The 21,205-nt window shown below is 54.2% G+C and carries 21 protein-coding genes; 20 read left to right on the top strand and 1 reads right to left on the bottom strand.

Annotated elements, in window-relative coordinates; all coding sequences use genetic code 11:
• The first annotated feature begins 14 nt into the window (after positions 1-14).
• From OGX75_RS15215 to OGX75_RS15155, 13 genes are all read left to right on the top strand, one after another.
• Entirely contained in the window at positions 15-713 is a 699-nt protein-coding gene (locus tag OGX75_RS15215; RefSeq protein WP_049009526.1) for a fimbrial biogenesis chaperone, read from the top strand.
• Between the two features lie 31 nt (positions 714-744).
• Positions 745-3,183: a fimbria/pilus outer membrane usher protein gene (locus tag OGX75_RS15210; RefSeq protein ID WP_200096322.1), complete on the top strand. Its 2,439-nt coding sequence runs from the start codon at positions 745-747 to the stop codon at positions 3,181-3,183.
• A 15-nt stretch (positions 3,184-3,198) separates the two neighbouring features.
• Positions 3,199-4,290, top strand: coding sequence for a fimbrial protein (locus OGX75_RS15205; protein WP_058668655.1), 1,092 nt, complete (start codon positions 3,199-3,201; stop codon positions 4,288-4,290).
• Positions 4,291-4,607: 317 nt separating this feature from the next.
• On the top strand, positions 4,608-5,390 hold the full coding sequence (locus OGX75_RS15200; protein WP_146209150.1) for a response regulator transcription factor: 783 nt from the start codon (positions 4,608-4,610) through the stop codon (positions 5,388-5,390).
• A 52-nt stretch (positions 5,391-5,442) separates the two neighbouring features.
• The gene (locus OGX75_RS15195; RefSeq protein ID WP_104869041.1) at positions 5,443-6,108 is read left to right on the top strand and encodes an EAL domain-containing protein; all 666 of its coding nucleotides are present in this window, start codon (positions 5,443-5,445) and stop codon (positions 6,106-6,108) included.
• Between the two features lie 45 nt (positions 6,109-6,153).
• Positions 6,154-6,741: a LuxR C-terminal-related transcriptional regulator gene (locus tag OGX75_RS15190; protein ID WP_286450907.1), complete on the top strand. Its 588-nt coding sequence runs from the start codon at positions 6,154-6,156 to the stop codon at positions 6,739-6,741.
• A gap of 179 nt (positions 6,742-6,920) precedes the next feature.
• Complete coding sequence (locus tag OGX75_RS15185) at positions 6,921-7,802, top strand: glycine betaine ABC transporter substrate-binding protein (protein WP_047458689.1); 882 nt, start codon at positions 6,921-6,923, stop codon at positions 7,800-7,802.
• Positions 7,803-7,811: 9 nt separating this feature from the next.
• Positions 7,812-9,356 (top strand): HAL/PAL/TAL family ammonia-lyase, encoded by a 1,545-nt coding sequence (locus OGX75_RS15180; RefSeq protein WP_286450905.1) that lies wholly within the window; start codon positions 7,812-7,814, stop codon positions 9,354-9,356.
• Positions 9,356-9,979: an ABC transporter permease gene (locus OGX75_RS15175; RefSeq protein ID WP_012133746.1), complete on the top strand. Its 624-nt coding sequence runs from the start codon at positions 9,356-9,358 to the stop codon at positions 9,977-9,979. The genes OGX75_RS15180 and OGX75_RS15175 overlap by 1 nt, the downstream gene beginning before the upstream one ends.
• Complete coding sequence (locus tag OGX75_RS15170; RefSeq protein WP_012133747.1) at positions 9,976-10,608, top strand: ABC transporter permease; 633 nt, start codon at positions 9,976-9,978, stop codon at positions 10,606-10,608. The genes OGX75_RS15175 and OGX75_RS15170 overlap by 4 nt, the downstream gene beginning before the upstream one ends.
• A gap of 12 nt (positions 10,609-10,620) precedes the next feature.
• Positions 10,621-11,592 (top strand): ABC transporter ATP-binding protein, encoded by a 972-nt coding sequence (locus OGX75_RS15165; RefSeq protein ID WP_047458700.1) that lies wholly within the window; start codon positions 10,621-10,623, stop codon positions 11,590-11,592.
• The gene (locus OGX75_RS15160) at positions 11,589-12,593 is read left to right on the top strand and encodes an ornithine cyclodeaminase family protein (RefSeq protein ID WP_110494633.1); all 1,005 of its coding nucleotides are present in this window, start codon (positions 11,589-11,591) and stop codon (positions 12,591-12,593) included. Before OGX75_RS15165 ends, OGX75_RS15160 begins: the two co-directional genes overlap by 4 nt.
• Positions 12,590-13,396, top strand: a complete 807-nt coding sequence (locus OGX75_RS15155; protein ID WP_286450904.1) for a phosphate/phosphite/phosphonate ABC transporter substrate-binding protein — start codon at positions 12,590-12,592, stop codon at positions 13,394-13,396. Before OGX75_RS15160 ends, OGX75_RS15155 begins: the two co-directional genes overlap by 4 nt.
• Positions 13,397-13,447: 51 nt before the next feature.
• Here OGX75_RS15155 and OGX75_RS15150 read toward each other — a convergent pair whose 3' ends face one another.
• Complete coding sequence (locus OGX75_RS15150; protein ID WP_286450903.1) at positions 13,448-14,380, bottom strand: LysR substrate-binding domain-containing protein; 933 nt, start codon at positions 14,378-14,380, stop codon at positions 13,448-13,450.
• A 171-nt stretch (positions 14,381-14,551) separates the two neighbouring features.
• Here OGX75_RS15150 and OGX75_RS15145 point away from each other — a divergent pair, with 171 nt between their 5' ends.
• From OGX75_RS15145 to OGX75_RS15115, 7 genes are read left to right on the top strand one after another with little or no spacing between them, the layout of a single operon-like run.
• A complete protein-coding gene (locus tag OGX75_RS15145; RefSeq protein WP_024130638.1) occupies positions 14,552-15,502 on the top strand; it encodes a branched-chain amino acid ABC transporter permease in 951 nt (316 codons plus the stop codon).
• 10 nt (positions 15,503-15,512) lie between these two features.
• Positions 15,513-16,619 (top strand): branched-chain amino acid ABC transporter permease, encoded by a 1,107-nt coding sequence (locus OGX75_RS15140; protein ID WP_198448456.1) that lies wholly within the window; start codon positions 15,513-15,515, stop codon positions 16,617-16,619.
• A complete protein-coding gene (locus OGX75_RS15135) occupies positions 16,616-17,383 on the top strand; it encodes an ABC transporter ATP-binding protein (RefSeq protein ID WP_012133754.1) in 768 nt (255 codons plus the stop codon). Before OGX75_RS15140 ends, OGX75_RS15135 begins: the two co-directional genes overlap by 4 nt.
• Complete coding sequence (locus OGX75_RS15130) at positions 17,376-18,095, top strand: ABC transporter ATP-binding protein (protein WP_286450901.1); 720 nt, start codon at positions 17,376-17,378, stop codon at positions 18,093-18,095. The genes OGX75_RS15135 and OGX75_RS15130 overlap by 8 nt, the downstream gene beginning before the upstream one ends.
• A 27-nt stretch (positions 18,096-18,122) precedes the next feature.
• The gene (locus OGX75_RS15125; RefSeq protein WP_286450900.1) at positions 18,123-19,280 is read left to right on the top strand and encodes a branched-chain amino acid ABC transporter substrate-binding protein; all 1,158 of its coding nucleotides are present in this window, start codon (positions 18,123-18,125) and stop codon (positions 19,278-19,280) included.
• 17 nt (positions 19,281-19,297) lie between these two features.
• Entirely contained in the window at positions 19,298-19,780 is a 483-nt protein-coding gene (locus tag OGX75_RS15120; protein ID WP_012133757.1) for an L-2-amino-thiazoline-4-carboxylic acid hydrolase, read from the top strand.
• Positions 19,777-21,000: a Zn-dependent hydrolase gene (locus OGX75_RS15115; protein WP_286450899.1), complete on the top strand. Its 1,224-nt coding sequence runs from the start codon at positions 19,777-19,779 to the stop codon at positions 20,998-21,000. The genes OGX75_RS15120 and OGX75_RS15115 overlap by 4 nt, the downstream gene beginning before the upstream one ends.
• Positions 21,001-21,205 lie beyond the last annotated feature (205 nt).

Raw genomic sequence — 21,205 nt, 5'->3', positions numbered from 1 at the left:
TTTTTCAGGTTAATATGAAACGTTCTCTCATTTTTCTAACGCTTATTGCCTTCAGCTTTAGCAGTCTGGCGAATGTTATTATTAGCAATACCAGGGTTATCTATCCTGAAGAACAAAAAGAAACAACGGTTCAGCTGATTAACCGTGGCAACAGTCCGGCGTTAATTCAGGCCTGGATAGACGAAGGTAATCCAGACTCTACGCCAGAAACCGCTCAGGTTCCCTTTTTGCTGACGCCGCCAGTGGTGAAAGTTGAAGGCGGTAGCGGCCAGCAGCTGCGCATTCGCTATACCGGTTCAGCCAACGCGCTGCCTCAGGACAGGGAGTCCGTTTATTACCTGAATGTGCTGGATATTCCGCCAAAACAGGAAAATCTTGATGGCAAAAACACGATGCAAATCGCCATTAAGTCGCGCATCAAATTATTTTATCGCCCGACCGAACTCACGATTCCGGCCAGCGATTTACATAAGTATTTATCGTTTAGCGCGCAGGGTAATCAACTTGTCGCCACAAACCGGGCTCCTTATTTCGCATCGATTGCCACAATGAGTTCACGAGGTAAATCTCTTACTGGCGAACCGAAAATGATTGCGCCATTGTCAACACTGACAATACCCACGACAGGGGCGGTTTTATCGGGGCAGGCTTTGGATATTCTGTTAGTTGATGATTACGGTTCATATCAAAAATATTCATTCACCACAAAATAATATAATAATGTCCAAATGAATGGGGATGGCAATGGCTGGTAAAAAGAGTCAATACGCATGTTTATTGCCAATACTGGCGATGATGTCTATTTATAGCCGGGCGTATGCCGTGGCTTTCAATACTGACTTTTTAGCCGGTGACTCTAAAAATGCCGATATGTCGCGTTTTTATCGTGCCTCTGCGCTTCCTCCTGGTGAATACCCGTTTGATGTTTTTATTAACGAGGAGTGGAAAGGCCGCCTTCCCGTTTATATCACGGATGAAGGAACGTTTTTCCAGCATGAGAATATTGCCCAGCTTGGGCTTCTTCCCTCAATAGTCCCTGCCGCAAACAGCGCCAGCGAGCGAGTGGATGTGAATACGTTACTGCACGGAGGCAGTATGAAAGTCAATGCGGCCGATATGTCGCTACGTCTGACCATTCCCCAGGCGTATATTCGCCAGACGCTGCGCGGTTATGTCGATCCCGTCTTTTGGGATGAAGGCATTCCGGCGCTGATGCTGGGATACAATGCCAACTATAACTACAACGAAGCCAAAGGCGGAGGACGCAATCAGGAAAACGCCTATTTCCAGTTAAACAGCGGGCTGAATGCGTTTGGCTGGCAATTTCGCGATAGTTCCAGCTATAACAAAAGCAAGGGCGTGGAAGGATCATGGACAAACAATACACGCTACGTTGAGCGCGGGATCGCTGCGCTTAAATCGATCATCCGCATGGGCGACAGCTATTCCAGCAACGATCTTTTTGATTCTTTGCGTTTTCGCGGCGTCAGCATGGGCACGGATATGCGCATGTTACCCGATTCTCAGCAGGGCTTTTCCCCGATTGTACGCGGCGTCGCACAGTCTAACGCGCTGGTTAAAATTAGTCAGAACGGGCAGGTTATTTATCAGAAAAACGTGTCGCCTGGCCCGTTTGAAATTGCGGATATCCTTCCTACCGGCTCAGGCGGCGATCTGAATGTCGAAGTCATTGAAGCAGACGGGCGCACCAGCAGTTTCATCGTCCCCTTTTCTTCGGTGCCAAACATGCTGCAAGAAGGGATTGGGAAATATGGTCTGTTGCTGGGGGAAGCGCGCACGGAAGAAAGCCGCTATCGCCCCCAGTTTGCCCAGGGCAGCTATCAATACGGGATCAATAACCTGATCACCGGTTATACCGGGGTAATTTACAGCGAAGACTATAACGCGTTTCTTCTCGGGAGCGGCCTTAACCTCCCGTTTGGCGCGCTGTCTTTTGACGTCACACAGTCACAAACGCAAATTCCGGCAGATAAAAAAGTCCGCGGGCAAAGTTACAAAGTCGCCTTTAGTCGTTTCTTTAATGTCACCGGGACGAACTTTGCGCTGGCGGCGTATCGCTATTCCACGAAAAACTATTACAGCTTCAATGATGCAATCGCTTTGCACAACTGGCAAAAAGAGAACGCTGACAGCCCTAATGCCAGATATATGCGCCAGAAAAACACCTTTAATATCAACCTGAGCCAGTCTCTGGGTGAGGAGCTGGGTTCCCTTTACTTATCAGGAACCTGGCGGGACTACTGGAATGGTCATGGCACAACAAAAGAGTATCAACTGGGGTATTCCAACCACGTTGGCGCCGTAAGTTATACCCTCTCAGCCAGCAGCATGCGTAACGATAATCAGCGCGAAGAGCGACGTTATTACCTCACGTTCTCGGTGCCCTTGAGTCTCTTTGAACGGCCCGTCTTCCTCAACAGCAGCGTTACATTTAATCGTGACGGCTATTCCGACACGAACATGGGGATCAGCGGAACCGCAGGCGAATTTAATCAGGCGACCTATAGCGTCAGCGGCAGCAACCGTCGCGGTGGAAATAACTCGGCCAGCAGCAGCCTGAGCTATCGCACTGCGTTTACCACCTTAAACGGCAGCTATAGCGAGTCAGGAGACTATCGTCAGATCGGCGCGGGAGCCAGCGGTAGCCTGGTGGCTTATCGGGGCGGCCTGCTGACGTCCAGCCAGTTGGGCGATACCTTCGCAATTATCGACGCGCCAGGCGCTCAAGGGGCCACGCTGGGCGGCGACGGCACACGCACCACGAATACCTCCGGGAAAGCGTTGGTTCCTTACCTGTCCCCGTACCGTAAAAACCGAATCCAGTTAGATACCACCCATATGAAGGAAGGCGTTGAGCTGAAAGGCAATATCCAGGAAGTGGTGCCTTATGCGGGTTCCGTCACCTATGTGCGCTTCGATACCGACCAACGGCGGCAGTTCATGTTGCCAGCACGGGCCGTTAACGGGCGCCCTCTCCCCTTCGGCACCGAAATTTTTGACGATGCTGGCGCCAGCGTCGGATATGTCGCCCAGGGAGGAATGTTGTACCTGAAAACGGAACAGCTCCCGTCACGTTTACATATCAAAACCAGCAGTGACGGCCGCCAAAGCTGTGTTATTAGCCAGCCGACCCACGATGGTCAGATAAATATTTGCCGCTAATGGCAGGAGCAGAGGATGAAAATCACTATCCGTACAATAACGTTAATTCTTGCCTGGCTACTGGGATCGATAAGCTATGGCGTACAGGCCTCCTGTAAAAGCGATTCCGGCGCGCAAAAAGAGAGCAATCTGGTGCTCAACCTGGATTCACTTTCCCTCAGCAGCGAAACCACAGGTTCGCAGAACCTGTCGCTGTCATCCGGTACGTTTAGCTGTAGTGGCGAATGGATTGGTTATGTTAACCGTGTTGCTATTATCTCTGAAATGGCCAACAGCACGGCCTATATCAATTATGGTAACTATGTATTGCAATTCACCATCGGCAATATTGTACCCACGAAAAAAGACTATAGTCGCTCTGGAGAAAGTCATATTCCCGGTACTTCGCTGAATAACGTGGTCTATACCTATAAGGCTAAGTTACTCAAAAGCGTACCGAGCGGCGCCAACCCGGCCTATGTCTATAACGTTGGCCCGGACGCAACCAGTATTACTCTTGCTCACGCTATATCCGTTGTTGATGCTTCAGGTATCGATTTCTGGTTTCCCGGCGTTAATTTAGCCGAATTCATTAAATGGATATTAGGCCTTATCGGTTCTGACGAAGAGAAACGCCTGTTCTACCAGAATATCACGATCAATTATCGTCCTCATGTCAGCACCTGTAGCATCCCGGATACGACGGTCACGCTACCGGAAACCGATCTTACCAGCCTGATATCCGCAGGAAAGGAAGCGCAGTTTTATGAAAACTTCACTCTGCATGCCGAATGCAGCGACCTGTTAGAAGGCATGAGCACACGCACCATTCAGTTTTATCTCAGTAGCGCCAGCGTCGATACGGATAAATACACCCTGAAAAACACCCAGGGAACGGCAAGGAATATTGGGGTGCGAATTATGCGTGCCGATACCAGTAAAAAAATTGCCATCAGCCAGACAGAGCTTACCGCAGGTAATATTACCAGCGAGTATGAACTCTATAAGATTGCGCAGTGGGGAAGCAATTTTGATATTCCACTGAGAGCATATTATTACATCTATGGTGCCAAACCGACGGAAGGCAGAATACAAACCACGGCGAAAGTAAACATCATTTACCCATGATAAAAGGCGAGAAACAGAATAGTCATCTACTGAAATAATCAGAAGCCTCAACAAAAAAAGAAAGATATTTATACACAAAATCATTTGAGAAGCATCGAGGCGGCAAGTGAATGAGCCCCCAGGAGCGTAAACGTAGTACGTGACCGGGGTGAATGAGCGCAGCCAACAAAGAGGCAGCCTGAAGGATGAAGTGTATATCAACGCCTTATCATGGTGTGTTTTAATAGCATCACTATTATTTTCTTATTTTATAAATAGTTACAGTTAAATTTTACATCTTGTCATTATTGTAAACGATATGCGGATCGAAAAATATAATGCGTACACTACAGAACGATCAATTTCTTTATCTCAGCAGTGAGGACTCCCCCTGTAATCCTTCCACTGCAAGATTTGATTTAGTCATGATAGAAAACTCTGTCAAGTCATTAAATAGCGTTACGCAGCCGCTCCATTCAACGTTAATTATTGATACCGATAACTATATGATTAATTTTCTTTGCAAACACCTGATCAACCCTTTGGTATTACACACCAGCCCGACATTCAGAGAAGCAAAATACAAAATAGAAAACCATATTATTGATAATGTCGTCATGGAAGTTTTTACGCTGGAGGAGAGTGCGCTGGAGGCGCTTAATTTTATTTATGATATGCAGATAAACTATCCTGGCATTCGCTTAACGGTGTTTACTTTTACGCGTAACAGTTACCTGCTTCAGGTTTTGCGAAGTTTTCATTATATCAATATCGTTTCTAAGTATGAACCCATGTCCGAGCTTAATCATGCCGTTCATGCCTGCTGGCTGGATGAGGCTTTTTACAGCCAGTACATTAACGATCTCATGGCTGAAATAGAACAGCCGGATTCTTTTGACGACATTGAATGGACCGTTCTGACCGAATTGGCCCACAGCACGCCTACCCATGACATCGCAAAAAGAATAAATAAACGCTATCACACGCTTTTTTACTACATCAAAAAGATTAATAAAAAGCTGCATCTAAGCACTAAAAATGAACACATAAAAATGCTGAAAGCGATAAACAGTAATCCACTAAAAAGTGCAAGCATATCTTATCGCGACCGATTTAATTAATCCCAGAAAATCCCGATGCACCGTTTATAATTAAAAAGGATATGCCATTATTATGAAACTCATGTGCCGTATCGAACCTATCATTCATGTCCAGACCGGTAGACGGATTGGCGGTGAGGTGCTCTGCCAGCCGGAAGGGGCAGATCCAGAGCTATTTTTCCGCTCTGTTTCGCCAGAACTCCTGTCACATATTGTTCAGGAACAGATATGCACGGGAGTAGCAAATCAGCACGATCGCAATGGCATTTTATTTTTGAATATTACGATTCCATTGCTTATGAATCTGGTGTGGCTCAGATCGATTCTTGCCATGTTACCCGGCCCAAAGGTCATTGAAATTGATTGCCAGCAAAGCGAGTCTTATTTTCCGCGACTTGTGCCGCATATTGATGCAATTCTGACCCTAATGCGCGCTTTTAATACTCAACTTTGGCTGGACGATCTCTATGTCAGGCATATTCCGTTAATTGCGCAACTCCCCTTTCGCTTTGATGGGATTAAGATTGATAAACATGAACTCTGGAGAATATCCGCTGAACAGGATACCTCAGCAATGACAACGCTGGTAAGACAGGTGGAATACCTGACGGATCATGTTCTGGTGGAAGGCGTTGAAAACGAATACCAGCACCGCTTTATTTCGGAGAGCGACGTACATTATGCCCAGGGATTTCTCTGGCCCGTTGATGAGCGAGAATCATTCGTAATAACGATTTAAATATTAAGGAAACCAGCATATTTCAAATATAAAAAAGGGATTCAAATGAAGTCGAAAATAGTGATAGTGTCTGATGACGTCTATTATCTGACGGGTATATCGAAAGGGATGAAAGAGTCAGGTACGCGTGTTGAGAGCATTTTTTTAAGCGATGCTGGCGAGTTTGAACGTTTCACGCTAACCACCTCTTTTTCGCTATCAAAAGATACCGTTGTGTTGCTCTCCGTCAGAGAACCGGGTTTACTCGGCAGGTTAATAACCTTTTTCTTTAGTAAGGTTACGCTGTGCATATCACCGTCAGGCCTGCATTCCCGTCGCCATTTCTTTTGCCAGTACGGTGTATATTACTTCAATAAAAACAAAACATTATCAGAATTAAACGATATTCTGATAGCTATTTCAAATAGAAAAAATACGGAAAGTAACACCATCACTGACAAAGAGTTTTTTATTCTCAGCGAGTTAGTCCGCGCCGGGAATGTGAAACGAATGTACAGCGCAATAAACATCTCTGAAAAAACGGTCTCTTACTACAAGAGGTCGGCATTAAAAAAGATGGGATTACTGAGCAGCCAAAATTACTTATGTATCCACCCGGCGCTCTCCGCCGTTAAGACCATTCAACGGCACTGATCCCCGTCTGAAACTTGTCTGACGATGCTGGTACGAGGAGAAGTCAGCCAAATAGTAAACATTTAAAGTTTCGTTATAAGAAAGAACGAATCCCTATTTCATGCGCCGTCAATATGCTGCTAGCTTCGCTGGTTTGTATATACAAGTAAATTCATGCATTTCTTTGCGGGGAAACGGGGATGAGCATAAAAAACAAACTGGCAGCCTCCTGGCTGGCGCTGGGGTTGTTCGCAGCGCAGGCGCAGGCAGCGGATTTCGTTGTGGGCAGCAAAAACTTTACCGAACAATATATTCTGGCGGAAATCTATGCCCAGGCACTGGAGCAATCCGGTCTTTCCGTTGAACGCAAAACAAACCTGGGCGGGACGTTAATCGCCCACGCCGCGCTGCTGAAAGGCGAAATTGATATGTACCCGGAATATACCGGTACGGCGCTCAGCGCAGTGGTCAAAGGAAAGCCCTCCTCCGATGCCGCACAGGTGTTTAAGCAGGTCAGCGACGCCTACCAGCAGCAATATCATCTCACCTGGCTGCAACCAGCCCGCGTGAACAACGGCTACGCACTGCTGGTGAGCAAACAAACCGCCGAGAAATACCACCTGAAAACGCTCTCCGATCTCGCCAAAGCCGCGCCGGAACTGACCATCGGCGCAGGTGCGGAATTTGGCGACCGCCAGGACGGCCTGAAAGGGCTGGAGCAGACCTACGGCATTAAATTTAAAGCCTTCCGCCAGTTTGCCAAAGTTGGCCTGCGCTACGACGCCCTTGCTGCCGGGCAAATAGACGTCGCAAACGGCTTCGCAACCGACTGGCAAATCGCGGAAAACCAGTATGTCGCACTGGAAGACGATAAACACCTCTTTCCTCCCTACGAAGTTGCGCCGGTCGTGCGCGATGCCGCGCTACAGGCACATCCTCAGGTTCGCGACATTTTAAATAACATCAGCCAGTTGCTTGATAACGCCACGATGCAAAAACTGAATGCGGAAGTGGAAAAGAATAAAGAAGAACCGCGCGATGTGGCGGAAGACTTTTTGCGCGCAAAAGGCGTAATTAAATAGGGTACGACCGTGACAACGACACTTTTTCTGGGCGACGCGCCGCTCACGCTTGATGACGTGCGAGCTGTCGCTGACTGCGGCCAGACTGTCGCGCTGGGGGCGCAGGCGCAGCAGGCCATCAGCGCGTCCTTTGATTTTCTGCTGCACAGCATCAGCGCCGGAAAGCATATCTATGGCGTCACCACCGGGCTTGGCGCTAATGTCGATACGACGCTGCTGCACACGCAAAATGACCGTCACGATGAGGATCTGCTACAGGCGATTCAGCGACGAATCCCGCTGGCGCGGGCGGTCGGCGTCGGCCAGCAGGCAACGCCCGCACAGGTTCGCGCGATCATGCTGGCGCGTCTTGCGGGTTTCGTGCAGGGCGCATCGGGTATTTCTCTGCCCGTGGCGCAGACGCTGCTGGCCTTTATCAACGAAGGCATCCATCCGCGCGTTCCGCTTATCGGATCTATCGGCGAAGCGGATCTCGCGCCGCTGGCGCATATCGGACGCGCGCTCATCGGCGATGGCGAAGCGGAATATCAGGGTACGGTGGCGCCGGTCTCCACACTGCTGAACCAGACGGGTCTGACGCCTGCGCCGCTGCGTGGAAAAGACGGGCTGGCGCTGGTGTCGTCTAACGCCGCCAGCGTTGGCCTCGCCGCGCTGCTGCTGCACGACGCCGCCCGGCTTATGAACGCCCACGCGGGCGCTATCGCGCTCTCGTTTGAAGCGTTTCGCGCTAATATCTCGCCGCTGACGCCCTGGGCGGCACGGATGCGCCCCGCACCGCAACAGGCTAAGACCGCCGCGTATCTGCTGGCGCTGCTGGAAGGCAGCCCGCTACTCCAGCCCGGCAGCGCGCGTTCGTTGCAGGACCCGCTCAGCTTCCGCTGCGTCGCGCCGGTGCTGGCCTGCGTTCACCACGCCTGGCTGAATGCCCGCGCGGCGGTGGAACTGGAACTCAACAGCGCCGACGACAATCCCGGCCTGCTGGCTGAGTCTGAACAGGTCCTGGCAAATGCCAATTTTGATGCCACGCATCTGGCGCTGGCGCTGGAAAGCCTCGGGCTGGCTCTCGCCCGCCATGCCGCATGCAGCGGCGAACGCATCATGAAACTGATGTCACCCGCCGCCAGCGGCCTGCCGCGTTTTCTCACCCGCCACGCCGGGCAGACAGGCTTCGCCACGCTGCAAAAGACGGTTTCCGCGCTGGTCAGCGATATCGCCCATCATGCCCAGCCGCTCTCCCCGCTGACGATGCCGGTAGCCGATCGGATTGAAGATTACGCCTCGCAGGCAATGGGGGTGGTCGCCAAAACCACACGACTACTGGAAAGCCTGCGCTATCTGGTGGCCATTGAACTGTTGGTTGCCGCGCAGGCGCTGGATCTTCAGGCGTCGCCACGCCCAGGACGCTATGCAACGGCATTACACGACAAGATTCGCGCTCGGGTGGCGCCGCTGGATGAAGATCGCGCCAGCGCTGGCGATATTTCCGTTCTGGCCGACGCGATAATGCAGCCGGAATGGCTTGCAGGCCAGGCCGTATTGCTGGAGACCTCCTGATGCGCTGGGCGACGCGACACTATGACGACATTCTGCTGGCGCTCTGGCAGCATCTGGTACTGGTCGGTGCCGCAATGCTGATGGCGTTCGCTATTTCACTGTTTCTCGGCATTACCACCGCCCGCCGCCCGCGACTGTATGCGCTGGTGATGGCGGTCACCGGCATGATTTTTTCCATTCCAGGGCTGGCGCTATTCGCACTGCTCATCCCGTGGCTCGGCATCGGAATGCTCCCGGCGATTGTCGGGCTGACAGCCTATGCGCTGATGATCCTGACCCGCAATATTGCCACCGGTTTTCATGCCATTCCGCTGGACGTCCGCGAAGCGGCGCGCGGAATGGGATATGGCGCCTGGCGCAATCTGCGCGAAGTGGAACTGCCGCTGGCGCTACCGTTCATCATCACCGGACTGCGCATTGCCACCACCACGCTTATCGGCATCGCTACGGTCGCGGCATATATCAACGCCGGTGGACTTGGCGCGATTATTCTCGCCGGGCTGGATCAGCGCTATCCAGAGAAAATATTTATCGGCGGCGGCCTGACGTCGCTGCTGGCGATCGGCGCGGATCTGTTTTTTGTCCGGCTACAGCGGCGCGTTTTACAGGGGAGAGACCAATGATAATCCAGGCATGGCTATGGGTGCTGGATAACCAGCCGCTGTTCTGGCAGGCAGTGTGGCAGCATCTGATGATGTGCGGGCTGGCGCTCAGCATCGCCCTGATTATTGCTATCCCGACGGGTGTGCTGATCGCGAACATCCCTCGCCTCGCTTTTATCATCACCAGCGGCGCCAGCACGCTGCGGACGATCCCAAGTCTGGCGATCCTTGCGGCGGTTATGCCGTTTCTCGGTATTGGCCTGCTGCCTTCAGTCGTCGCGCTGGTGGTGCTGGCCGTGCCGCCGATTTTGCTCAACACCTGCACCAGCATTCAGTCCGTGAACCCGGATACGCTCTCAGCGGCGCACGGCATGGGGCTGACGCCCTGGCAGGTCACAGGCAAAATCGTACTGCCTCTGGCGGCTCCCGGCATTCTCGCCGGCTGCCGTACCGCCGCCGTACAGGTTGTCGGCGGCGCGGCTCTGGCGTCATTTATCGGTGGCGGCGGTCTGGGGGATTTTGTCACCACCGGCATTGCCATCATGGACATGTCGCGCCTGCTGGTCGGCGCGGTGCCGATTATTCTGCTCGCTGTGGCTATCGAAGCGCTTTTCGCCCTGCTTGAGCGCCTGTTTTCTCAGCCGACGTAAAGGGCTAATACAATGATTACACTGGAAAATATTAGCAAAATTTATCCTGGATCGCCGCGTAAAGCGCTTGACGATCTCTCCATGACGTTTGAAGAGGGAACCACCACGGCCCTGATTGGCCCTTCCGGCTGCGGTAAAACCACCACCATGCGCTTAATCAACCGGCTGGAACAACCCACTTCCGGGCGTGTCCGGGTAAATGGGCGCGACGTCGCAACGGAAGATCCGGTGATGCTGCGTCGACATATCGGCTACGTTATTCAGAACGTCGGACTGTTCCCGCATATGACCGTCGCGGACAACATCGCCACGGTGCCGCGCCTGCTGGGCTGGAGCGCCTCGCGTATTCAGGCGCGAGTGGAAACATTACTGGAACTGGTCGGGCTGGATGCCCGGCAATACGCCAGCCGATTTCCTGCCGCGCTTTCCGGTGGTCAGCGGCAACGAGTCGGCGTTGCCCGCGCACTGGCGGCGGACCCGCCGGTCATGCTGATGGATGAACCGTTCGGCGCCATCGATCCGCTGGTTCGCGGGCGATTACAGACCGAGTTTAAGCAGATTCTGCAACGCGTGAAAAAGACGGTGATTATCGTCACTCACGATCTTGATGAGGCCATCAAAATGGGCGATCGCATCGCCATTATGCGCGAAGGACGCCTGTGCCAGTATGCCCCGCCCGCTGAAGTGCTCTCGGCCCCGGCAGATGAGTTCGTCGCGGCTTTTGTCGGCAGCGATGCGGCGCTGAAACTTCTTGCTATTACCCCGGTAGCCCAGGCGATGGAAACGTCTCTGAACGCTGACCATCCACAACGGCTTGACGTCAACGCTACCCTGAAAGACGCGCTGGCGCTGATGCTTTCCCGGCGCGCCGACAGCATCACCGTCACCAAATGCGGCGCGCCCGTTGGCGTATTAACTCGCCAGCGGCTTTTCACCCACGTACGACCCGATGCGAACCATGCTACCAGTGAGAGAAATTTATGACTCAACCCATCCATTTAACCTGGCTAAACGGCCCCGACGTTGACCAACTGAAGCTCACGGATACGGAAATCCTCACGGCGGTGGAGGACGGGCTGCGGGCACAGGGAGAGAAAAAAACAGTCATTGAACCGCGCATGCATTTAATTCCCGATAAAGCGTTTAACGGCCACTTTAACGTGCTGCGCGGTTATATCGAACCGCTGGGACTCGCCGGGGTAAAAATCGTCGGCGATTACGTCAATAACTATACGCTCGGGCTGCCCTCGGAAATGGCGCTACTGAACCTGTTCGATCCGCGCACCGGGATGCCGGTCGCCATTCTGGACGCGTCGGCAATCACCGATATGCGCACCGGCGCGCTTACCGCGCTGGGCGCACGCCACCTTGCCCGCCGCAACAGTAAAGTGCTGGGACATATCGGCGCGCGGGGAACCGCCTGGTGGAACGTTCGTCTGCTCAACAGCATTTATGATTTTGATGAAATCCGCATTCATTCACGTCGCCCGGAAAGCCGTACCGCATTTGCCCGCCGTCTGGAGCAGGATCTCGGCAAAAAAATCATCGTTACCGATGACTGGGAAAGCTGCGTGCGCGGCGCGGATATTGTGGTCGAAGCCTCGCGTCTTAATGCGCCGACGCCGCTGTTAAAAACAGAATGGATAAAGCCCGGCGCCTTTGTTGTGCCCTACGGCACCATGAGCGCCGTGGAGCTGTCGCTCACCGACATGATGGACAAGCTGGTGGTGGACGACTGGGGGCAGTGCAAAGGCGGCATGTTTGGTTCACTGCGAGCCCACGTAGAAGCGGGAAAATTAAGTGAGCATACCCTGCATGCCGAGCTGGGTGACATTGTCGCGGGCACGAAGCCAGGCCGTGAAAATGATGATGAAACCATCCTCTTCTGGCACCGGGGGCTGTCGCTAAGCGATATTGCGCTGGGGCATACGATGCTTAAGAAAGCGCATGCGCTGGGTATTGGTCAGGAGCTACGTTACCGATGATTGTTAACGCAAGAATGTACTCGGTAACTCCGGCAGCGGCGGAGGGGTGGAAAAGACTCCTGCCCGAAGCCGTGCGCCGCGCCGGGCTGACGGCAGAGATTGTTGACTACCCGGCCCCGGCCAGGCTGGAGGGGCTATGGACTCGTTCCGATCTGCTGGCGGTATTCATGTGCGGCTGGCCCTTCGCGCAGCGGCGCTTTCCGGTACGCCCGGTGGCCGCGCCGGTTACGGAAGAGGCCGCCAGGGAAGGGATTCCAGGGCACTACCGCACCCTATTTATGGTGCCAACATCGTCTACCGCCAGATGTCTGGAAGAGACGTTCGGCGGGCGGCTGGCGTATACCAACCCGGAGTCGCACTCCGGCTATAACGCGGTACGCTATCATCTGTCGGCATACATTAACGAGACGCGAAAGACGCTCTATCGCACGCTTGTCGGGCCGCTAATCACCCCGCGACGCGTGGTGGAAACGCTGGCAGCGGGCGAAGCGGATGTCGGCCCGTTGGACAGCTATGCCTGGTCGCTTCTGTGCCGGTATGAGCCGGAACTAACGCGCCATGTGCGCATACTGACGCGCAGCGTTCCCGCGCCGATGCCTTTACTGGTGGCAAGCGATACCGTTAATCCACAGGCCATTGCGGCGCTGCAAACGGCGCTGCTGACGCTGAATACAGAGCGCGACGCCACGCTATTACGGCCTCTGGGGCTGCGGGGATTTATCACCCCGGTCGCAGACGCCTGGCAAGTCGTCTGCGACCGGGAAGAAATTGCGTTCTCCAGAGGCTATGCAACGCTGCGCTGAAAACGGCATTTCATTATGTCGCCCCTATTCGCTTCATCCGCAGTGACATCGTTATACGGTAGCCGCTTCGCGCCTTAACCAGTTCTGTAATAGTTTGCCATCCTGCGTCATTTCACTATCCTGGCGGACGCACAAATAGTAGTCGCGCCCGTCATCTATTGGCAGATCGAAAATCTTCACCAGCTCGCCTTTGTCCAGGTACGGCATAATGAGGGGTTCGCGCATCAGGGCGCATCCCAGTCCTGCCTGTACACCCGCCAGCGTGAGCAGACCGTCCTCAAACAAGGGGCCGCTGCGCGGCGGGGAACGCTTCACGCCCTGCTGAATAAACCATTGATGCCAGGTGGTTCGTTCTTCATCATGCAGCAGCGGCATCTGCATCAGTTGCTCCGGGGTATCAATATGACCATGCAGTCGCAAAAACGCCTGGCTGCATACCGGCACCATGCGCCCGGAAATCAGTTTTTCACTCTGGTATCCCGCCCAGTTGCCATTGCCGAAGCGGATCGACATGTCTGAAGCGTCACTCAGATAGTTGCGGTGATTGGCATACACCACGTTAATCTCGGTATGCGGATTCGCGCGCATAAACATCGGCAGGCGAGGAATAAACCAGCCCATCCCAAAAAGCGGAATCAGGCTAATCGTTACCTGCCGGGTCTGCTCCTGCTCCACCAGATGCTCCGTCGCCTGACGCAAAACGTTAAACGCCGCACGGATCGAACGATAATATTCACGCCCTTGCTGGCTCAGCGCCAGTCGTCGCCCATGCCGTTCGGTGAGCGCGATTTGCAGATATCCCTCAAGTAACTTGAGCTGATGGCTAACCGCAGATGGAGAAATCGCCAGTTCCCTCGCGGCTTGCGTCACGCTTCCTAACCGGGCAATGGCTTCAAAGGCGCGCACCGCCCGCAACGGAGGATCGTTGGCAAGGCGACTCTCCGCAAAGGAGGGCAATGTCGACAATTGTTCTGTTTTATTCATATATTGATTTCTTTAGGCTGTAACCTTGTTTTGTGATTAATAAAATAATCATATTAATCATTAAGATATGAAAATATCTGTTTATCATAAGAAATAATATATGTGTATTTTACAATTTTATTCAATTATTGGATGGTACCCACTGAAAGAGCAATTTGTCGGGTACAAACGTTGGACACACTCATACAACAACTGATAAACGGTGTGATGCTGGGCAGCATCTACGCGCTGATCGCGCTGGGCTATACCATGGTGTATGGTATTTTGCGTATTATTAACTTTGCTCACGGCGATATCCTGATGGTTGGCGCGCTTACTACGCTCTCCGCCATCAATGTCCTGAATCATACCTTCCCTGCTATGCCGCAGTTACTGCAACTCGGTGTAGCGCTGCTCATTGCGATGGCCGTCTGCGCCCTGCTGGCAATGGCGGTAGAACGTTTCGCCTATCGCAGGCTGCGTAACGCCCCACGGCTGGCTCCGCTGATCTCCGGTATCGGCGTTTCCGTATTACTGCAAACCGTGGCGATGATCGTCTGGACCCGCAACCCGCTGATGTTCCCGCAGATCCTGTCGATGGCCCCGATCGCCGTGACCTCCGGCGGCGAAACTCATCCACCCGCGATTATCACTCTCACCGGCATTGTCACCGTCGGGCTGGCGCTGGCAGTCATGACCGGTCTGTGGCTGCTGGTTGAATACACTCGCCTCGGGCGAGGCATGCGCGCAGTGGCAGAGAATCCGCGGGTCGCCACGCTGATGGGCGTTAACCCAAACGCCATCATCACCCTGACGTTTGCTATCGGCGGCATTTTTGCGGCGCTGGCCGGCGTGATGATGGCGAGCAACTACGGTAACGCCAGCTTCTCAATGGGCTTTCTCCCCGGAATTAAAGCGTTCACCGCCGCCGTGCTTGGCGGCATTGGCAATATTCGCGGTGCGATGATCGGCGGGATTTTACTGGGTGTCATAGAAGCGCTGGGTGCGGGCTATCTCGGTGAGCTCACTAACGGCGTCTTTGGCAGTAATTACCAGGACGTGTTTGCCTTCATCGTGTTGATCCTGGTGCTGGTATTCCGTCCGGCAGGTTTGCTGGGCGAGCGCGTGGCGCACAGAGCGTAAGGGAAAATCAATGACAACCGTACAACTGCAAGCTCCAGCCACGACGCGCAAATTTTGGTCAGGCATGACTTTGTTCTGCATCGCATTGCTGATCGCTCCTGTCGTTGCCAGTCAGCTTGGCGGTAACTACTGGGTCCGCGTGATCGATTTCGCCCTGCTCTACATCATGCTGGCGCTGGGGCTCAATATCGTCGTGGGCTATACCGGCCTGCTGGATATGGGGTTTATTGCCTTTTATGCCGTTGGGGCTTATCTGGCCGCTCTGCTGGCCTCTCCCCATCTGTCTGAGGTGTTCCCAATCCTCGCCGTCTGGTTCCCGGACGGGCTACATACCTCGTATCTGCTGATCGTTCCGGCTGCGGCGCTGGTCGCTGCCGTATGCGGCATTTTGCTTGGCGCACCGACGCTGAAGCTGCGCGGGGATTATCTGGCAATTGTTACGCTGGGCTTTGGCGAAATTATCCGCATTCTGATGCGCAACCTCGATCGTCCGCTGAATATCACCAACGGCGCCAAAGGCATCACCGGCGTGGATACGCTTAACCTGTTTGGCCTGAAGTTCAGCGGTGTTTATCACTGGCTCGGCTTTAAAGTGCCCGCGTTGTGGCTGTGGTACTACCTGCTGATGCTGGTCATTGTGGCGATCATTTTTGTCTGTCTGCGCCTGCAACACTCACGTATCGGTCGCGCCTGGCACGCGATTCGTGAGGACGAAGACGTGGCCCGCGCGATGGGCATTAACGTGCGCAACTATAAGCTGCTGGCTTTTGCTATGGGCGCCTCGTTTGGTGGCGTCGCTGGCGCACTGTTTGGCGCGTTTCAGGGATTTGTCTCCCCGGAATCCTTCACCCTGCAAGAGTCCATTGCCGTGCTGGCGATGGTGGTGCTGGGCGGTATGGGCCATATCCCCGGCGTGATCCTCGGTGCGGTGCTCCTGACCGCCCTGCCGGAACTGCTCCGTAGCCAGGCGGCCCCTGTTCAACAGATGTTGTTCGGCACGGTACTGATTGACCCGGAAATTTTGCGTCAGCTCTTCTACGGCCTTGCACTGGTGCTGGTGATGCTGGTTCGCCCATCCGGTATCTGGCCGGTTCGCCACAAAGAGGTGAAAGCATGAGCCTGTTAACCGTGAGCAATATGTCCAAACGCTTTGGCGGCCTGACCGCCGTGGACGATGTCTCGCTTTCCATTAATAAAGGCGAGATCTACGGTCTGATCGGCCCCAACGGAGCCGGAAAAACCACCTGTTTTAACCTGATTACCGGGCTTTATCCGGCAGACAGGGGGGCGTTTTTTATTGCAGACCAACCCTATTACCCAAAACAGATAGAGAAAGTCACCGCCGCCGGGATTGCACGCACTTTTCAAAACGTGCGTCTGTTCAACGAGATGTCAGTGCTGGAAAACGTGATGGTCGGTCGCCACGTTCGCACCCGTAATGGGCTATGGGCTGCACTGAGCCGCCATAAACGCGCCCGTGAGGAAGAAGCGCAAACCCGCGAACAGGCCTGGCGCTGGCTGGAGTACACCGGCATTGCAAAATTTGCCCATTACCGCGCCTGCGATCTGGCCTACGGCCACCAGCGTCGTCTTGAGATCGCCCGCGCGCTGGCTACAGATCCGCTGCTTCTGGCGCTTGACGAACCTGCTGCGGGGATGAATGCCGCCGAGAAGGTCGCACTTGGCGAGCTGTTAATTCGTATTCGTGAAGATGGCAAAACCCTGCTGATGATCGAGCACGACGTCAAGCTGGTGATGAACATCTGCGACCGCCTGACGGTGCTCGATTACGGCAAAACGCTGGCCTGCGGCACGCCGGATAGCGTGCGTCGCGACCCGGCAGTTATCGCAGCCTGGCTTGGAGGCAATAAGCATGTCTGAGTTACTGAAGGTGGAACGCCTGGATGTGCATTACGGCGGTATTCAGGCCGTTCGCGATATCTCCTTTACCCTGCATGAGGGTGAACAAGCCACGCTGATTGGCGCCAACGGCGCGGGTAAAAGTTCCACCGTGCGCGCCATCACCGGGCTGGAAAGTTTTAACGGCAACATTGAGTTCAATGGCAAAGCCGTACGCAAACAGAAACCGGAGACGCTGCTGCGCAACGGGCTGGTGATGGTGCCGGAAGGTCGCGGCATCTTTGCCCGCATGACGGTGCTTGAAAATTTGCAGATGGGGGCATGGTTAAGGCGTGACGCCGCCAGCGTTAAGCGCGAAATGGCAGAGATTTTTGAGCATTTCCCGCGTCTTGGCGAACGCCAGCACCAGCTTGCAGGACTGCTCTCTGGCGGCGAACAGCAGCTGTTGGCGCTCAACCGCGCCCTGCTGAGCCGCCCGCGTTTGCTGATCCTCGACGAGCCGTCTATGGGGTTAGCCCCCAGGATGGTGGAAAACATTTTTACCGTGATCGCCGGGCTGCGCGCACGCGGCGTCGCCCTGCTGCTCATTGAACAAAACGCCCGACTGGCGCTGGAAGTAACCGACAGCGCCTGGGTGATGGACAGCGGCAGCATTGTGCATCGCGGCGAGTCGAAAGCGATGCTTAATGACGATCAAATTGCACAGATTTATTTGGGCGAAATGCCTGTTTAACACACTCACCAACAGCAGGGAAAAACAATGAAAACAGTAAAAATCAGTGCGCTCAGCGCCGCTATTCTGCTCAGTAGTTTTGCCTCTACAGGTGCATGGTCAGCTAAAAGCGAAACCGTGACCATCGGTCTTGCAGGCCCGCTTACCGGCCCGTCTGCCCGTATTGGTAAAGATCTGGAGAACGGCGCCCAACTGGCGATTGACGATATCAACAAGCAGCACCCGACCATCGGTGGTAAAGCGGTGACTTTCAGGCTGCAATCTGAAGACGATCAGTCCGACCCGCGCACTGCCGTGGCTGTGGCGCAGCGTCTGGTCGATAGCGGCGTGGCGGGCGTGGTCGGCCACTGGAATACCGGCACCAGTATTCCGGCGGCACGCGTTTATCACGATGCGGGTATCGCCCAGGTCGCGCCTGTTGCCACCGGCCATGCCTATACCAGACAGGGCTTTAATACCAGCTTCCGTGTGATGGGGCATGACGATGACGGCGGCCAGTTTGCCGGTCAGTATGCGGTGAATACCCTGAAGGCAAAACGTATTGCCGTGATCGACGACCGTACCGCATTCGGTCAGGGGCTGGCTGACGAGTTTATAAAATCACTTGAAGCGCAGGGCGTGAAGATTGTTGACCGCCAGTACGTTGACGACAAAACCGTGGATTTCAGCGCCGTGCTGACCGCCATTCGTAGCAAAAACGCTGACCTGATCTTCTTCGGCGGCGTGGATAGCCAGGCCGCACCGCTGGCGCGTCGTATCAAACAGCTGGGTATGAACGCCACGCTGATGGGCGCAGGCGGCTTCGTCAGCCAGACCTTCCTGCAACTGGCCCAGAAAGAAGGTGAAGGCGTCGTGGCGCTGGAGCCGGGCCTGCCGGTTGAGCAGATGCCGGGCGGTAAGGCGTTCGAACAAGAGTATCAGTCTCGCTACCACACCCATATTGAACTCCACGCCCCGTTCGCCTATGACGCCACCCGCGTTCTGGTTGCTGCGATGGAAAAAGCCGACTCTGTCGATCCGGCTGAGTATCTGCCGGTTCTGCGCGCAATAAGCTATTCCGGCGTTACCGGGCAGATCGCTTTTGATAATGAAGGCAACCTGAAATCGCCGTCTTTCACCGTCTACAAAGTCGTGGATGGTAAATGGCAGCCGCAAACGGTACTGGGCGGCGCCAAAACGAAGTAACGCAGTGAGGCAATGTGATGAGTGATAATAATGAGCTGGGCATTCTCGCCCGCCGCAAAATAGAAGCAGAGATTATTAAACCAATCTATGAAATCCTGGTGCGCGAGATAGGGAAAGCCCGCGCCCAGGCGGTCATTGGCGAAGCCATTGAGCAGGCGGCGATCGATGCCGGTAAAGAATTTGCGCGCAAGGAGCCGAATGGCACAGACGTGAAGAGTTTTATCGCCCTGCAATACCTGTGGGAGAAGGATAACGCGCTGGATGTCAAAGTGATCGACGCCGACGACAAGCAGTACAACTATAACGTCACCCGCTGCCGTTATGCCGAGATGTACCACGAGATGGGCCTCGGTGAGATTGGCCACCTGCTCTCCTGCGCCCGCGATGAGAAATTTATCGTCGGCTACGCGCCCGACGTGGAGCTGACCCGTACGACCACCATCATGCAGGGTGGCGCATGCTGTGACTTTCGCTATCGCACCAAAAAGGAAGACGTATGATCCGCGTGAACGCAGAGCGTTTATGGTCGACGCTTGAGATAATGGCGCAAATCGGCGGCACGCCAGCCGGTGGCGTCACCCGACTGGCATTAAGCAATGAGGATCGCCTCGCCCGTGATTTACTGCGCGACTGGGCGCAGGAAGCCGGATTTCGCTGCGAAATCGATAGCATGGGCAACATGTTTATTCGCCGCGCCGGTAAAAAACCACAGCTTGCGCCGGTGATGACCGGTTCACACGTTGATTCTCAGCCGCTGGGTGGGCGATATGATGGAATTTACGGCGTGCTGGCCGGGCTGGAAGTGCTGCGTACTTTAAACGATCAGAACATTGAGACCGAACGCGATATTGTACTGGTCAACTGGACCAATGAAGAAGGCGCACGCTTCGCGCCAGCAATGCTGGCCTCCGGCGTCTGGAGCGGGCAGTTCACACAACAATACGCGTGGACGCGTGAAGATCAGGACGGCATCAGCGTCGGCGAGGCGCTTGAGGCTATCGGTTACCGTGGCGACCAGCCCGCCGTCGCCTTCCCTGTCTACACCTGTTACGAGCTACATATCGAGCAAGGCCCGATTCTCGAAGAGGAAGGTATTGATATCGGCCTGGTGCATGCCGCTATGGGCCAGCGCTGGTTCAACGTTGTAATCCGCGGATTTGCCGCCCATGCCGGCACCACGCCAATGGCCAGCCGCCGCGATGCGTTGACCGCCTTCGCCCATCTGGCGCTGGCGGTGGAAGACATTGGCAATCAGCACGAACCAGACGGCAGAGCGACAATCGGCATGGCGCAGATTTCACCGGGATCGCGTAACGTAGTGCCAGGGGAAGTACATTGCAGCGTGGAATTTCGTCATCCACAGACTGCCGCCCTCCAGGCAATGGAAACGGCGCTTCGCAAGGCAACCGCCGATCTGAATCAGCGCGGCATTCAGCTCGACGTGGAGCGTATCTTCGATTACGCCCCCATCGCATTTGACGAGACCTGTCTACAGCGCAGCGCAAACGCGGCCCAGGCACTGGGATACAGCAGCAAACGGATGGTGTCCGGCGCCGGTCACGATACCTGTTATATCAGTAAAATCGCGCCCGCCAGCATGATTTTTATCCCCTGCGAAAAAGGCATCAGCCACAACGAGGCAGAAAACATTCAGCCGGAATGGGCAGAAAAAGGCGCTAATGTTCTGCTGCACAGCCTCCTGCCAGCTGCGCTTGAATAACAGAGCCAGGTGAACCGGTCAGTCAGAACACTATTCAACTTAATCGATTACAAGCATGACCGGATTTGATCGTACAGCAGACCATGAATATGACTCATGTTGTAATGAAATTAAGTCTCTTTCACTCATCCAGTGACTCTGGCATAAAAGAGGCCTTACTCACTTATTGATAACATGAATACTGCTAAATAATAAAGTCAGGTAA

This window comes from Citrobacter sp. CK199, assembly GCF_030333285.1.
GTDB classification, from domain to species: domain Bacteria; phylum Pseudomonadota; class Gammaproteobacteria; order Enterobacterales; family Enterobacteriaceae; genus Citrobacter_B; species Citrobacter_B koseri.
This window is presented reverse-complemented; position numbering and strand designations above follow the sequence as displayed.